Raw genomic sequence first — 16,001 nt, forward strand, 5'->3', positions numbered from 1 at the left:
TTTTAATCAATTATTTTGTTTGCTTCTTTTAATTGCTCAATATATTTTTTAGGTGTTACGCTTTTTTCTTTTTTAAATAAGCTAATAAAATGTGCATAACTATTAATCCCAACTGCATCCATAGCTTCTTGAACTCTATCGCAACCATCATCAAACATTTGAACTGCTTTTTCTATTTTTATAGAATTGATAAAAGCAGTAGTATTAAGCCCAATTAAAGATTTTAGTTTTCTATGTAATTGCATTCGGCTAAGCCCAAGTTCTTCAGATAAATCTTGTACAGAAAAATTGGGTTCAGACATTTTAGTTTTAATAATATTTACCAAATTTGCCACAAACTTTTGATCATAAGAAACATAATGGCTATCTGTTTTATCTGAAGAACCTTCTGCAATATATTGCCTAAAATTATTTCTGGTTTTTATAATGTTTTTAACCTTTTGTAATAATTGAGCACTATTAAATGGTTTGGAAATATAATCCCAAGCACCTACTTTTAATCCTTTACTAGAGAAATCTTCTCCTGATTTTGCTGTTAACATTAACACTGGAATATGAGAGGTTAAAATATTTTTTTTAATTTTTTTACACATTTCAATGCCATCTAATTCTGGCATCATAACATCAGAAATTATAATATCTGGTATTTCTTTTAAAGTTACTTCTAAGCCTTCTTTTCCGTTATTTGCTTCAAAAACATTGTAATCATTTTTTAAAATATTTTTTAGATATTTTCTTAAATCATAATCATCTTCTACTACTAAAATTTTTTCTTTACCTTCATCATCTTCCTCTTCGTCTTCATCAATTTGTTCAACAATATCTCCTGGCACATAATCTTTAGGTAAATTACAAGGAATGTCTTCTTTTGTTATATACTCTTCTTCAGAAAAAGATTTTGATGAAACAGGTAATGTTATCATAAATTCTGTGCCTCCCAAAGCGCTATTTAATACGTTTATTTCTCCTCTATGTGCTTCAATAAGTGAAGAAGCTAAATGAAGACCAATACCAGAAGACGATCTATCTTTTCCATGAAAATGTCTTTGAAAAATTTTCTTTTTGTCTTGTTGAGATATTCCTTTTCCACTGTCTTTAATTAAGATTACAAAATACTCTAACTCTTGTTTCCAGGTTGGTTTTATTTCTATTTCAATAGTACCATTATTTGGTGTGTATTTAAAAGCGTTAGATAAAAGATTATAAATTACTTTTTCTACAATGTCTTTATCAAAATGGCAGAAATAACTTTCTGGGGAAATAAAGTTTAAATTTATATTTCTAGTTTTAGCCTGCCAATCAAAAGATTTGGAAATTTCTTCCACAAACAGGCACATATCATTCCTAGAAACTTTTAAGATATTTACTCCTGAATTTATTTTTCGAAAATCTAACAATTGATTGACCAAGTTCATCAATCTATTTGTATTTCTTGATACAATATTGTAACAGAAATCCTTATGTTCTTTAGATATATTTCCTTTAATTAAATCATTAAGAGGCCCAATAATTAAAGATAAAGGTGTTTTGAATTCGTGTGCAACATCTGTAAAGAAAATTAATTTCATTTCATTAATTTCTTTTTCTTGCTCACTTTTAAAAGTAGAAAGTTTTATTTGATTTCTTAATTTTTGTTTGTTAGACCAAAAATGAATAAGGGTAAATAAAATGGTAAGTGTTATTAAAAAATAGAATAAATAAGCCCACCAAGTATTCCAAGGTGCAGGTTGAACAGAAATTGAAATTTCTCGAACTTCATTAGACCACTGACCATTTGGATTTGTTGCTTCTACAAAAAGAGTGTAATTACCTGAAGGTATATTTGAGTAACTGGCATATCTTTTTGTATTGTTAACTTCTTGCCAGTCTTCATCATAATTTACAAGTTTATATCTGTATTTATTTACTTTTACATTGGAGTAGTTTGTACTTGAAAATTCAATTGAAAAATCGTTTTGCTTATAGTTAAAATCTAAATAATCAGTATTATTCAATCTTTTTTCTAACAATACAGAACCTAATAATTCTTGCTTTACCTCAACTTTTTTATTGTTTACAAAAAGTTCTGTAAATGAAATTTTTGAAGAAAATGAATTGCTTTTTAATTCGCTGGATTTAAAATAATTAATGCCAGATATACTTCCAAAAAAAAGTTCACCATTATTGTTTCTAGAGATAGCTTCTGTAAATGTGTTGGTAAGCAATCCATCGTAATAATTAAACTTGTTGGTTGCTCCTGTTTTTGTTGAATATTTTATAATTCCTTGTGAATTGTTTAGCCATAGATTTGAAAATTCGTCAGCAACAATAGCCATAATTTTTTTATTCTGAATATCATCTATCAATATCGATTCAAATTCATTTTTATTAGGTTTTTTTACTAATAAACCTGTATCTGTACCAACATATAGTGTGTTTTTATCTAAATAAAAACTCCAAACTGAATTATTGGGAATGTGATAAGAACCTGTCATTTGTTCATTATAACTTTCTACAGAAATAATTTCACCTAGTTTATCCAAGTTTATTTTAAACAAACCATTAGATATGGTTCCAACCCAAATACATTGATGCAGAGCATCAAATTTTAATGAAAAAACACGAATGTTGCGTAAATATTCTAAATTTTCAAATTTTTCATGAATCCAACCTGACTCCTTTTTATTTTTTAATAATAATCCTTTGAAAGTACCATAATATTCGTTGCCAAAATTATCTTTAAAAAAACTAGTTACAAATAAAGAAGAATCTTTTTCTTTATTGTTGAAAATAGGCACAAATTCAAATTCATTTTTATTAGATTTTTTTTCTCTGTACAAGCCTTCTGTTGTTGCTAAATGAATTTTTCCATTTAAAGTATCTACTCTAAATGCTTTCGCTTTTTCTGGAATTTTAATTAATTCTGTGTTATTTGTATTAAAAGAATAAACATAAAACTTACCTGCTTGTATACCATAATAAACTTTGGAATTGTTAGCAAACAGCGTTCTTACATGACCTATTTTATCTATTGGTAAACTTTTAAACTTTTCACTATCTAAATTGGTATATAAAAGCCCTCTTTTGTTTGCAATCCACAACGTATTCGATTTATCTTTAAAAATAGTGTGTAATGGATTGTTTGCTAATGAATATTTATTTTGCTCATTAACAGCTTCAACTTTAGATGCTTCCATCGAGTCTAAAGAAATATGAATGATTCCTTCTTGAAATGTAGTAAGCCATAAATCGTTTTTAATACCTTCTTCTATAGATAGAATATTGCTACTAACTTTAGCTGTTTTAAGTGCTAAATTTTGATTATTAATTTGATACAAGCCATTTCTTCCTCCAATCCAAATCTCGCCTTTTAGTGTTTCTACGATGGTATTAAAAGACGTATGATTTGAACCCTTAATTAATGAGTATTTGTTATTTTTATATAACCAAACACCAACATCTGTTGTATAGATAATATCTCCATTCTTTAAAATTTTAATTTTTTTTACATTTAAACCTGTTAATGGGGTTTGTATAACTTCAACAGAAAATGAATTTTTATTTTCTATAACTTTGAATAAACCTTGGTTTGATGCGACTAATATTTCCCCTTTAGAATTCTGTTGAATATCATTAATAATTTCATAATTATTAGGTGCTTTTATTCTTGCTATTTTTCCATCTTCTAAAGAATAGTAATTTAAACCATAGCCATCTGTGCCAATCCAAACACGCTTTTTCGGGTCTTCAAATAAGGTTCTAATTCTATTACTAGACAAACTAGCAACATTATTATTATCATGAAAAAAGTTTTCTATTCTGTAACCATCATATCTATTTAAACCATCATAGGTAGCAATCCAAATAAATCCCTCTGAGTCTTGTATGATTTTACTTACATCATGTTGAGACAAACCGTCTTTTACAGATAATGAATTGAATTGTAATCGTTGCCCAAAAGCAGACGAAAAAATAGTTAAAATAAAAATTAAAAATATGAAATGCTTGTTCATTTAATTAGTGATGCTATTTTAATTCTTTTACCAAATTACGTAAATAAAAATGAAAGAAACTTGCAGGAGCCCTAATAAATATCGGACTTGTTACATTTCAGAAAAACATTGTTACATAACAAAACAGCATTAAAATGTACTTTCTATAATTTTGGAGAGGTGAAGTTTTAATAAATAAAATAGTCTTTTTGCCAACATTTATTACGAGCTCAAAAATTGAGTTTTTATATGATTTTAACTAAATTAAAAATTATGAAACAAATTTACTTTTTTCTTTTAATTATTTTGTGCTCCACATTAACAGTTGCACAAAACAACGACTTTAATAACGGAGGTGGAGACTTTCTGTGGTCTAATAATGCTAACTGGTCATTAGGGACAACTCCAAACACATCTCAAACAATTCGATCTTCCATTTCAGGTTCTATCGTAAATGCAGATTATACTCTTTTTAAAATCCAAAATATTTTTGGAACTACCAATGATGTTTCATTTGGTGGTGGAGGTACTGGTACGTTAACTATTAATCCAGAAGGTAATAATCTATTTGGTATTGAAAATGTATCTAATAGTGATGTTTCTTTATCTTTTGCAGGTAAGGTTAACATCGATAATCCCTCAGGAATTACTTTAATAAGAAATTCTAATGGAAATACAAATGATGTTAATAATATTGAGTTTGAAAGTACTTCAACATTAACACTTACTACCAATCTAGAAGCTAGAGCTGGTTCAGGTGGAGACATTTTTAATTTTAATGGAGCTCTTGAAGGAAATGCAGCTCTTCGAATTGCATCTGGCACAACAATTAACTTTGGAAGTACATCAAATAACTCATCATTTGCTGGAGATTTTGTATGGATTAGTGATGGTATTGTGAATGTAAATAGTGCTGATAATAATGTTTTCTTGCCAAATGGTAGAAAACTTCAAATTAACTCAAGTGGAGGTTCTGTTCAAGTTAGTGGAGCTAATGTTTTTGATGGTAACATTACTATTGGGGGATCGAACACTTTTACTGTAGATATGAACAAAAACCAAGATAATATTGGAACTATCGTTTTCTCAGTAGATGGAACTTTAAATTTACCAGTAGATAACGCTGTTACAAATTTAACATTTGCAGATAATTCTGCTTCAAGTTGGGGTACTGGAACTTTAAATATCACAGGTTTTAAAGACGGAGTAATTCGTTTCGGAACTGATAATAATGGCTTAACATCAGTTCAATTATCTCAAATTACTGTTGATGATAGTAGCAACGGTTTGGCTTTAGATAGTAATGGATATTTATATTCTTATGATACAAGTTGGACAGGTGCAAGTAGTTCAGAATGGACAACTGCAGGCAACTGGAGTAATGGCACACCAACTTCTGGACAAGATGTTTTTATTGCAGATGTTGCTACTGCTCCAATAATTGGTAGTAGTACAAATGTAACTCTAGGTGATTTAATTATAGTAGAAGCAGATGGTTTAACAATCAGCTCTGGAGGTTCTTTAATTGTTAATAGTGCCTCAACAGGAAACGTAACTTATAATAGAACTTTAACAGCAGTTGCAGGTAATGCAAATGGATGGCATTTGGTGGCTTCACCAGTAACAGGTCAAGTTTATAACAATGCTTATGCTACAGCAAATAATTTAGAAACTAGTGGTTCAAAAAGAGGTTTAGCCACTTATAATGATGCTAATGGAACAGGTTTAAAATATACCTATTTAGAAAATGACGATAGTAATGCTGGCACTTTTGCTTCTGGTATTGGTTATTCAGCAAAAATTGCAAGTACTGGTTCAGTTGCATTTACTGGAACTATAAATACAACTGATGTAAATGATGTTGCTGTTTCTACTGCAGGAAATGGTTTTAATTTATTAGGAGTGCCTTATACATCTTATGTTAGTAGTCAAACTTTTTTAAATAATAATTCAAATTTAGACCAAACTCAAATTTGGGTATGGAAACAAGACAATACAACTGGAGGTAATTTTATTGCAATGACCGCTAAAGCAGATAATTTTATTTTAGCTCCTGGTCAAGGATTTTTTGTAAAAGCAACTTCTGGGACTACTGTTAATTTTGCAAAATCTAATCAAACTGCAAATGCAGATACTTTTCAAAAATCATCAAGAACAGAAGTTCAACTTTTAGTGAATGATGGTGAAGTTAATCGTTTTGCAAAGTTGTACTACCTAAATAATGTAACCAAAGGTTTTGATGCTGGATACGAAGGAGAAATTTTTGGCGGAATAAAAAATAGTTTTGAATTGTTTTCTCAATTAGTAGAAGGCAATCAAGGTAAGAGCTATCAAGTACAATCTTTGCCTTTATCAGAAATGGAAACAATAGTTATTCCTGTGGGAATTAAAGCAGGCGTTGATAAAGAAATTACGTTTACTGCTGATGCTCAAAACTTACCAAACGGAATTAATGTGTATTTAGAAGATAGGCAGTTAAATACCTTTACTCGTTTAGACGAAGCCAACACAAACTACAAAGTTACTTTGGATCAAGCATCAAATGGTACTGGTAGATTCTATATGCATACTGCTTCTAAATCATTAAGCACGGATACAGAGATTTTAAACAGCGTAAGTATTTACAAAACCAATAATACTAACTTAAGAATTGCTGGTTTACAAAATGGAGACGCATCTATTAAAATTTTCAATCTTCTTGGAAAACAAGTCTTACAAAAATCTTTCACTGCAAATGGTGCAAAAGATATTCCATTACCAAATTTAGCAAGCGGTATTTACATTGTAAAATTACAGAATGAAGAAGGTAGCATTAGTAAGAAAATAATTTTAGAATAATTAAAGAATCTCAAAAACGACAATAATTATGAAAAAAAATATAAAAAATACTCAAGATAAGACTGAAGAAATTTCAAGAAAAGATGCGTTAAAGAAGATTGGTAATTATAGTAAATATGCCGCTCTAACAGCATTAGGAACGTATATGATTCTAAGTCCACAAAAAGCACAAGCACAAAGCCCTGAAGCTCCTGGAACAGGATTTTAAAACAATAATATTTTATTTCATCTTAGATTTTTTTCTAAGATGAAATTTAATTAAATAAGAGAATTAAGAAATAAAAAATGTAGATGGGAATACGAAGTAAAATATCTGTAATATGCTTTTAAAAAAAATAAGACAATACATCCCAATGGTAGCTTTATTTGTAGTAGCTATTGGCTTTGGTCAGAAAGTTTTAGACTTAAATGACTTTGGTATTAAAATCACTAAAGATGCAACACCAATTGTGGCAGAAGCATTGAAGAAAGTCAAGGAAGAAGGAATAAGCAAGTTAGTTTTCCCAAAAGGTACTTATCATTTCTACCCAACTTTTGCTCCAGAAAGATATTGCGAAATTACAAATAATGATAACGGATTAAAAAGAACCTCTTTTCCTTTAATTGATTTTCATAATTTTGAAATAGATGCAAACGGATCTGATTTTATTTTTCATGGAAAAATGATTCCTTTTATCATTGAAGAAAGTACAAATATAAAAATCACAAACTTAAGCATAGATTGGGAAATACCATTTTCTTTAGAGGGTTTAGTAGTCGCAAACAACAAAAAAGATCAAACATTTGATATTAAGGTTAAATCACCTTATATAGTTCAATTTGGGCATTTATATCTTTCTTTAGAACGACCAGATTCACCATATGAAAGAAAATATGGAAAACGTTTTGCAACTTGGGAACATTATAACATAGAAGTTGGACAAAATATATTCTGGGATCCAAAAACTATGGCGCCTTTATACAATACCAGACAGTATAATATGCCTGAAAAAGGTATTTATGCAGTTGAACTAGAAAAAGGACTCATAAGAATATCAACAGAAATGAAACAGCTTCCACCAAAAGGTTCTGTTATGGTTTCTAAAGGAGAGTATTTACAAAACAGAACTAGTCCTGCTTTTCGTGTTTTTAAATCTAAAGATTTGGAATTTAAAAATGTTAACGTGCATCATGCAGGTGCAATGGGATTAATTGCAGAAAGGTCTGAAAATATAACTTTAGATTCTTTTAATGTAGTTTTAAAAGAAGGTTCTGGCAGAATGGTTACCACTACTGCAGATGCAACCCATTTTTGTAATGTAAAAGGTTTAGTTACTATTAAGAATTGCACGTTCGAAAATATGTTAGATGATGCAACAAATATTCATGGAACATATGTTAGAGTAAATAAAATAATTGACGACTATACGTTAGCAGTAGAAACTTATCATCCACATCAAAACGGATATTTGTTTGGAGAAGAAGGAGATATGGTACAGGTTATAGATCAAGAAAATTTACAATCTAGAACAGAGCCTCTAATCTTAAAAAAAGTAGAAAGAGTTAATGAAAAAATTTCTTATATCACTTTTAATGAATCTATTAAAAACAAAGTAAGTACATATGATGGTGTAGAAAATATTTCTTGGCATGCTTCTGCGATTATAGAAAATAATGTTGTTCGTAACAACAGAGCTCGTAGTTTTTTAATTTCTACACCGAGAAAAGTAGTAGTAAGAAATAATCATTTATCTTCCCAAATGGCAAATTTTAGACTAACAGGAGATTTAGGACTTTGGAATGAATCTGGACCAAATACAGATTTGCTTATTGAAAACAATACAATAGAAAATTCTGTTTACGGTGGAAATGGGCCACAAGCAATTTTTTTAATTGATCCACAATACGCAGATAAAAAGGATATTGAAGGAGTTTACAGCAAAAATATTGTGATTAGAAATAATACTATAAAGACCTTTGATAGCTCTATTATGATAGCGATGTCTGTTGACGGATTAGTATTTGAAAATAATACAATTATACAAACTAATACTTACAAACCAATTTTTCCAAATGAAGATAACATACAAATCATAAATTGTAATAATGTTACCATCAAAGGAAATGAATTTGAAGGGTTAAAAAGAAAAAAAGAAATAATTACTGTTGACGATAAATCTACAAATGTTAGCATTTCAAGAAAAGATGATTACAAACCAAAAACCAAAAAAAATGAATAATAAAAAGATAATTTTTCTGCTGTTTTCAATAGTAATCTTTCAATTTGGTTTTTCTCAAACCACAGTAACTGGTAAAGTTAAAGACGTTAATGGAGACCTATTACCAGGCGTAACCGTTTTAATTAAGGGAACAGAAATTGGAGCAGTTTCTAATTTTGATGGAGAATATAACATAAATACAAACCAAACCAAGTTCACTTTAGTTTTTAGCTATTTAGGAATGAAAACCGAAGAAGTAGAATACAATGGACAAAAAGTTATTGATGTCGTTTTAGAAGAAGAAGCGAATAGTCTAAATGAAATTGTAGTAATTGGTTATGGAGTCCAGAAAAAAGGTGACTTAACTGGTTCTATAGCGGGTATAAAATCAGAAACACTTGTAGAATCTCAAACTACAGATGTGTTCTCTGCAATGCAAGGAAGAGTAGCTGGTGTTAATATATCATCCGATTCAGGTCAGCCTGGAGGAGGAAGCAACATTACAATTAGAGGTCAAACGTCAATAAACGGTACATCATCTCCGCTTTTTGTAATAGATGGTGTTCAGATTGATATAAATTATGATGAGGTGGCATCTACTGGTTCTTCACAAGCAAGAATCAATCCGTTAACAGGTATAAATCCTGCCGATATTGAATCTGTTGATATCTTAAAAGATGCTTCTGCAACTGCTATTTATGGTTCAAGAGGAGCAAATGGAGTTGTAATTATTACCACAAAATCAGGATCATCAGATGGACGTTTAACCGCTGAGTATACGTATAATTTGGGAATTTCAGAAGTGATAAAAAAATTGTCTGTCTTATCTGCTGATGACTATTTAATATATCAACAAGAACGAGGAAATACACAATTTTTAAATCAAGATACTGACAATGATGGTGTTTTTGAAACACCTAGAAATTTTGACGAATTACCTTCTTTTGATTGGCAGAAAGAAGCCTTGAGAACAGCATTAAGCGGACAACATCAGTTATCTTTTAGAGGAGGTAATAAAACAACCAATTATTCTGCTGGTTTAGGTATTCTTGACCAAGAGGGACTTGTAATTAATAACAATTACGATCAATATAATTTAAGATTACGACTAAAAACAGAAGTTAACGATAGACTTGGTATTACATTTAACACCAATAGTTCGTATTCTATATTGAGTGGTATCGCAAACAACGGTGGGCCAGATAGCTTTACAGGAGTTACTCAAATGTTAGTTATAGGTAATCCATGGAATATAAGAACAGATGATATCGATTTTGCTGATGATGCTTTTGTGAGCCCGTTGGATTTGATTAGAGAATCCGATAAACAAACGAGTATTTTTAGATTTATCGGAAACATGAGTATTGACTATAAGCTCACTGATAATTTAACCTATACAGGTTTTACAGGAGGAAATATTAGCCATTCTAAAGTAAAGGAATTTTACAATTCTAATACTGGCTGGGGAAGATTACAGAATGGTCGTGCTCGAGTGAAAGAAGTAAACACCTATTCTATTAATCATTCCTCACAATTAAATTTTAAAAAGAATTTTAATCCAAATCATAGAATTGATGTGTTAGCAGGCGTTGAGGTATTTCATTATAATTTTGAAGACTTCTCGAATGAGATTATTGGGTTCGAAAACCAAACAACTGGTGTTAATAATATTAGCGTAGGAACTTCAGTTAGTGAGTACAGTACCCGAAGATTTTCAAATAATAGGCTTTCTTTTTTAAGTAGAATTAATTACACTTTATATAAAAGATTTATTATAACCGGAACAATGAGAGCTGATGGATCTGATAAGTTTGGAGCAGGTAACAGATGGGGATATTTCCCTTCTGCAGCATTAGCTTGGAAAATGACTAATGAATCATTCATAAAAACTATCAAAGCTATTTCTAACTTAAAATTAAGGTTAAGCTATGGAGCTAGTGGTAACGAACGCATTCCTGCTTATAGTTCTTTAGCTCAACTAGACCCAGCTTTCTATGCTAGTAATGACAATCTTATTTTCGGTCTTGCACCTTCTAATTTAGCTAACCCTGATTTAAAGTGGGAAACAACCAAACAATACAATGCAGGTATAGATTTAGATCTCTTCAAAAATAAGATAAGCCTAAGTGCCGATGTTTATAAAAAAATCACCACAGATTTATTGTTAAACGCTCCTATTCCTTCACAAAGTGGATTCAATTCTCAATTTCAGAATATAGGTAGAATTGATAATTCGGGACTTGAATTACAAATAAGCACTGTAAACATAAATAAAAAAGGATTTAAGTGGGAAACAGACTTTAACATCTCTTTCAATGAAAATGAAGTAAAAGATTTAGGAGGAGCAGAGTTTATACCAATAAGTACTTTTGGAGGATGGCAGGCCAACGTTGGTAGAGTTATAGTTGGAGAACCAATTGGAACTATGTACGGCTACAACTTTGAAGGAATCTATCAAATTGAAGATTTCACATGGGAAAACAATAGTGACCCTAGCATACCCTTTGAAGATAGAACTCTTGTTTTAAGAGACAATCTCCCAGTGTATTCTGGAACTGCTCTTCCAGGTAGAATGAAATACAGAGATATTAACGGAGATGGTTTTGTGAATGATGAAGACAGAACAGTAATTGGTGATAGTAACCCTGTTCATTTTGGTGGAATAAATAATACATTTAGATATAAGAACTTCGATTTATCTGTGTTTTTTCAATGGTCTTATGGTAATGATCTTTACAATGCTGCCAAAGTAAGACTAAATGGGGTAGCACCGTGGATGAATATTTCACAAGATTATTTTGAAAATCACTGGACTCCAGAAAACCCAAGTAATACAGACCCTGCATATAGAGAAATTGATCAACAAATTGCATCATCATATTATGTAGAAGATGGATCTTACCTTAGGTTAAGAACTGTTTCTTTAGGTTACAGACTTCCAAAAGATATCACAAAAAAATTAGGATTTAGTTCCTTGCGACTAAACATCATAGGAAATAATTTGGCCACTTGGACTAATTATTCAGGTTGGGATCCTGAAGTTAATTTTAATAATCCTCTATTATCTGGATTAGACAGAATAGCTTATCCAAGAGCAAGAAATTTCACGTTAAGTTTTAATGCAACTTTTTAAAAAATACATTATGAAAACTAGTATAAAATTTATATCATTTTTAGTTCTTTTTTTAACAATGTCGTCTTGTGATGATATTTTAGAACCAACACCATATTCTTTTACATCACCCGAAAATTTTTATAAAACGGCACAAGATGCTGAAATAGCATTGGTAGGTGTGTATAATACGCTTACTGCAGGAGATATTCAAGGACAAGGAAATGCAGATTCTTTTAGAAGAGATCTTTATGAAATGTTAGTAGGGGGTACAGGTGAAGGTGTTGTTCCAGTAAGATTTGCAAACAATAGAGGATCGCAGTTTGGGACAGCAGCTTTTACAAGTCAAGATAATGAAATTAATTTCACTTGGTTTTTCCTTTACGCAGGTATTAGTAGAGCAAATAGTCTTCTTGAAAATTTACCAGACATTCCTAATGATGATTTTAACGGTACAAGAAAAGTAGAAATTGAAGCAGAAGCTAGACTTTTAAGAGGTTTTTATCATACAATATTGACTATGATGCATGGAGCCATACCTGTTTATACAAGAACAGATGAAAACCCAACAAAAGCAAGACAGTCTGTTGAAGAAGTTTATGCACAAATTCTTTCAGATTATGAATTTGGCTACCAAAATCTCCAAAATAGAGGTCCTTTAGCTTCTAGTGTTAATAAATGGACTGCTGCAGGTTTGCTGTTAAAAGTACATACTTATCTAGCAAGTATGAAAATTAATGGGCTTAGTGATTTTGGATATGCACTAAATAGTTTCAATTGGGTAGACGCAGATGCTAGTTATGGAAGTGCAGTTACCATATCTCAAGACATCGTTAATAATAGTGGTTATGGGTTAACACAAAACTATGATCGCCTCTTTAGAGAATCAACCAAATCTGCACAGGCAGCAGAAGTCATGTTTGCTGCTGAAGGTTCGTCAGATGCCTCTCAACAAGTAATTACTATTGTTGTAAATAATTTTATACCTCAAGGAAATCCTATTAGAACTGGTGCTGGTTCTGGTTGGACACGTCCAACAGGAGAACTTTTTGACCTCTATAATTCAGATGATTTCCGTTTTAGTCACAATATTTCTGGAAATTTAGGTGGTAATCCTAGTGTGCTTGACGTACTCGAAATAGATGGAGTTAGGTATTACCAGCCAAGAAATTTACCTGGTAAAAACGCTGGAATTATGAGCGTTGGTAAGTACAGAATGAAAGATCCTGCTCAAAAAAACTATGCACCTTGGGCTTCTGGTATATCATTTCCTTTGTTAAGATATGGAGACATTCTTCTATTGAGAGCTGAAGCGCTTTTTTATACTGGAAACGAACCTGGGGCTAGAGCAATATTAACGGAATTACGTCGACGATCTGTTGTTGCACCTGCTTTGGTTGAAGACCTTAACGCCGCTTATTTTAATCCAGATTTTGTTAAAGAACTACAAGAGGAGCGATCTAGAGAGCTTTGTTTTGAAATCTGGAGAAGGTTTGATTTGGCAAGATTCAATATCTATGACACAACCATTAATTCGCTCGATGTAAATAATGGATTCTATAATGATGATGTAGTCTTATTACAACAGAATTGGATACCAGAGAAAGTATGGTTTCCCATACCAACACAGCAGATAGATTTAAATCCAAATCTAGAACAAAATAAAGGCTATTAGAATTCATAAAAAAATAGTCCTCTTTAATTAATAAAACAAATATGAAAAGGATAATTATAATTGCTTTAATAATGGTTGCATGTTCTAATTTGGGTCAGGCTCAAAAACAGAATCCAGTAATTGTAAAATCGAATAATGGAGATATGACACCCATTATAAGGGACATTATAGAAAATACCCAAACAAAAGATCTGCATTTAGTTTTTGAGAAAGGAACCTATACATTTATGCCCAATTATGCATTCGGGAAATACCTAAATATTACAAATCATGGCAATGGTTACAAGAGAATTGTTTTTGATTTAAGCAAATTTCGTAATGTAACTATAGAAGGCAATGGTGCTGAATTTATATTTCATGGACAAGTGATGCCATTTCTTTTTGACAGTTCTGAGGCTGTTAACATAAGTAATATTACCATCGATTGGGATATTCCTTTTACATTTTTAGGTGAAGTAATTGCTGTAAACAAAGAGGAAGGCTGGCGAGATATTAAACCATTTAAAAAAGGTTTTTCTTGGAAAGTTAAAAAAGGGCATTTAGAATTTCCTAATATAGATGGTTTTAGCTATAATTACCCAGGAAGCACATTGGCATTTGATGCTGTTGAAAAACGACCTATTCACGGAACATGGGATATTCACAGCAAACCAGAACGGGTAGAAGAATTACCTGGAGGTGTTTTAAGATTTCATGAAAAACTTAAGTATTATCCGCCAATAGGATCTTTGTTAAGTTCTAAAGGAGATCGTGAGCATGATCGTTATGCTCCCGCTTTTGACTTTAAAAAATCTTCAAACATCGAGTTAAATGAAATTGTTATTCATCATGCTTTAGGAATGGGTTTTCTTTTTGAGCGCTCTGAGAATATTCGAATACTAAATTCTGGTATTTATTTGAGAGAAGGAACAAATCGTGTGATATCTTCTACAGCAGATGCTACGCACTTTGCTAACTGTAAAGGAGATATTCTAATAGAGAATTGTAGGTTTGAAAATATGTTAGACGATGGCACCAATATTCATGGTACATATGTAGAACTAGATAAAGTTATTGACGACAATACATTAATGGTAAAATTAATGCATTTTGAACAGCAAGGTTTTGAGTTTGTGCTACCTGGTGATGAAGTGTGGTTCATCAAACAACCGTCTCCAAAACGCAAGGAAACTGCTGTAGTTAAGAATGTGAAATTCATAAACGATCAGGTTATGAAAATATCTTTTACCTCAAAACTTCCAAAAGATCTTAAATCTGGTGATATTTTAGAAAATAAAACATGGAACCCTCAATTTACCATGCGAGGTTGTACCATCAAAAATCATAGAGCAAGAAATGTGGTTCTTAAAACACCTTTAAAAACGGTTATAGAAAATAATTATTTTTCTTCTATGATGTCATCAATTTTTTTTAGAGGTGAAACATTTTTTTGGTATGAATCTGGAGCAGTTAACGATGTTCTTATCCAGAATAATAATTTTGAATATTGCGCTTATAGTGGAATGGAACATTCTGTGCTTAACATTACACCTAGACTTTCTAAAACGTTTGACACATCAATTACTTATGATTGTAACATTCGTTTTATAAATAATACGATACACACATTTGGAAATAGAATTGTAAGTGCAGATAGAGTTGATGGCTTAATCATTAAAAATAATACTATTATAAAAACTAAAGATTTTCCAGAAATTTATCCCAACACACCGTTGATAGAATTGAAAAACTGTGAAAATACTATCATAGAAAAAAACAGCTATAAAAGTGATGCTAAAATAAGTGTTGATATTGACGAACAGAGTGCCAAAACTCTTTTTGAAAAAGACAATAAAGGTTTCAAAATAGGGAAAATATTCAGCGATCAAAAACAATAGGACAATTTACTTTATAGCATACAAAAGCAATTTTTAACTTTTAAAGTTACAATTATCTAAAGATAAAAATTTTTAATAGATATTGTTTGGTATGTTAGTTACAGATAGTACTAATTATCAAAAAAAATACACAGAAGTTACATTATTTTAGTTTTTTGTTACATTACAAAGTGTGATTTAGCAACATATCATATAGCTTTGGAAGTGTATTTAGCATATTGCAAATAAGATATTTCTATAAGGATATTAAGAAATTATTTAGCTAGAAATAACCTTTAGAAACAAATAGTAAAAAAAAGCTTTAACTTAAAATAAAGGATATTAATAATT

Annotated in this window: 7 protein-coding genes; 6 read left to right on the plus strand and 1 reads right to left on the minus strand. The window is 30.7% G+C overall.

The genetic code is table 11. The annotated features are described in order from the left end of the window. Positions 1-2 precede the first annotated feature (2 nt). On the minus strand, positions 3-3,992 hold the full coding sequence (locus Q0998_RS07220; protein WP_299668202.1) for a response regulator: 3,990 nt from the start codon (positions 3,990-3,992) through the stop codon (positions 3-5). Between the two features lie 252 nt (positions 3,993-4,244). Between Q0998_RS07220 and Q0998_RS07225 the strand changes: the two genes are divergently transcribed. The 6 genes from Q0998_RS07225 (at position 4,245) to Q0998_RS07250 (ending at position 15,671) form a co-directional block, all read left to right on the plus strand. After that, positions 4,245-6,809 carry a T9SS type A sorting domain-containing protein gene (locus tag Q0998_RS07225; RefSeq protein ID WP_299668204.1) on the plus strand — a complete coding sequence of 855 codons (2,565 nt, stop codon included), beginning with the start codon at positions 4,245-4,247 and terminating at the stop codon, positions 6,807-6,809. Between the two features lie 28 nt (positions 6,810-6,837). Then, positions 6,838-7,017, plus strand: coding sequence for a hypothetical protein (locus tag Q0998_RS07230; protein ID WP_299668207.1), 180 nt, complete (start codon positions 6,838-6,840; stop codon positions 7,015-7,017). A 112-nt stretch (positions 7,018-7,129) separates the two neighbouring features. After that, entirely contained in the window at positions 7,130-9,028 is a 1,899-nt protein-coding gene (locus tag Q0998_RS07235) for a right-handed parallel beta-helix repeat-containing protein (protein WP_299668210.1), read from the plus strand. Next, complete coding sequence (locus Q0998_RS07240) at positions 9,021-12,140, plus strand: TonB-dependent receptor (RefSeq protein ID WP_299668213.1); 3,120 nt, start codon at positions 9,021-9,023, stop codon at positions 12,138-12,140. Before Q0998_RS07235 ends, Q0998_RS07240 begins: the two co-directional genes overlap by 8 nt. A gap of 10 nt (positions 12,141-12,150) precedes the next feature. Continuing rightward, positions 12,151-13,794 (plus strand): RagB/SusD family nutrient uptake outer membrane protein, encoded by a 1,644-nt coding sequence (locus Q0998_RS07245; RefSeq protein ID WP_299668216.1) that lies wholly within the window; start codon positions 12,151-12,153, stop codon positions 13,792-13,794. 41 nt (positions 13,795-13,835) lie between these two features. Further along, positions 13,836-15,671, plus strand: coding sequence for a right-handed parallel beta-helix repeat-containing protein (locus tag Q0998_RS07250; protein ID WP_299668219.1), 1,836 nt, complete (start codon positions 13,836-13,838; stop codon positions 15,669-15,671). The last annotated feature ends 330 nt before the right edge of the window (positions 15,672-16,001 follow it).

The organism is uncultured Polaribacter sp. (assembly GCF_947501385.1).
Taxonomy (GTDB): domain Bacteria; phylum Bacteroidota; class Bacteroidia; order Flavobacteriales; family Flavobacteriaceae; genus Polaribacter.

Bases quoted from the DNA above. Each gene is read 5' to 3' on its own strand.
- Q0998_RS07220 (WP_299668202.1), bottom strand. From the start codon at position 3,992: ATGAACAAGCATTTCATATTTTTAATTTTTATTTTAACTATTTTTTCG.
- Q0998_RS07225 (WP_299668204.1), top strand. From the start codon at position 4,245: ATGAAACAAATTTACTTTTTTCTTTTAATTATTTTGTGCTCCACATTA.
- Q0998_RS07230 (WP_299668207.1), top strand. From the start codon at position 6,838: ATGAAAAAAAATATAAAAAATACTCAAGATAAGACTGAAGAAATTTCA.
- Q0998_RS07235 (WP_299668210.1), top strand. From the start codon at position 7,130: ATGCTTTTAAAAAAAATAAGACAATACATCCCAATGGTAGCTTTATTT.
- Q0998_RS07240 (WP_299668213.1), top strand. From the start codon at position 9,021: ATGAATAATAAAAAGATAATTTTTCTGCTGTTTTCAATAGTAATCTTT.
- Q0998_RS07245 (WP_299668216.1), top strand. From the start codon at position 12,151: ATGAAAACTAGTATAAAATTTATATCATTTTTAGTTCTTTTTTTAACA.
- Q0998_RS07250 (WP_299668219.1), top strand. From the start codon at position 13,836: ATGAAAAGGATAATTATAATTGCTTTAATAATGGTTGCATGTTCTAAT.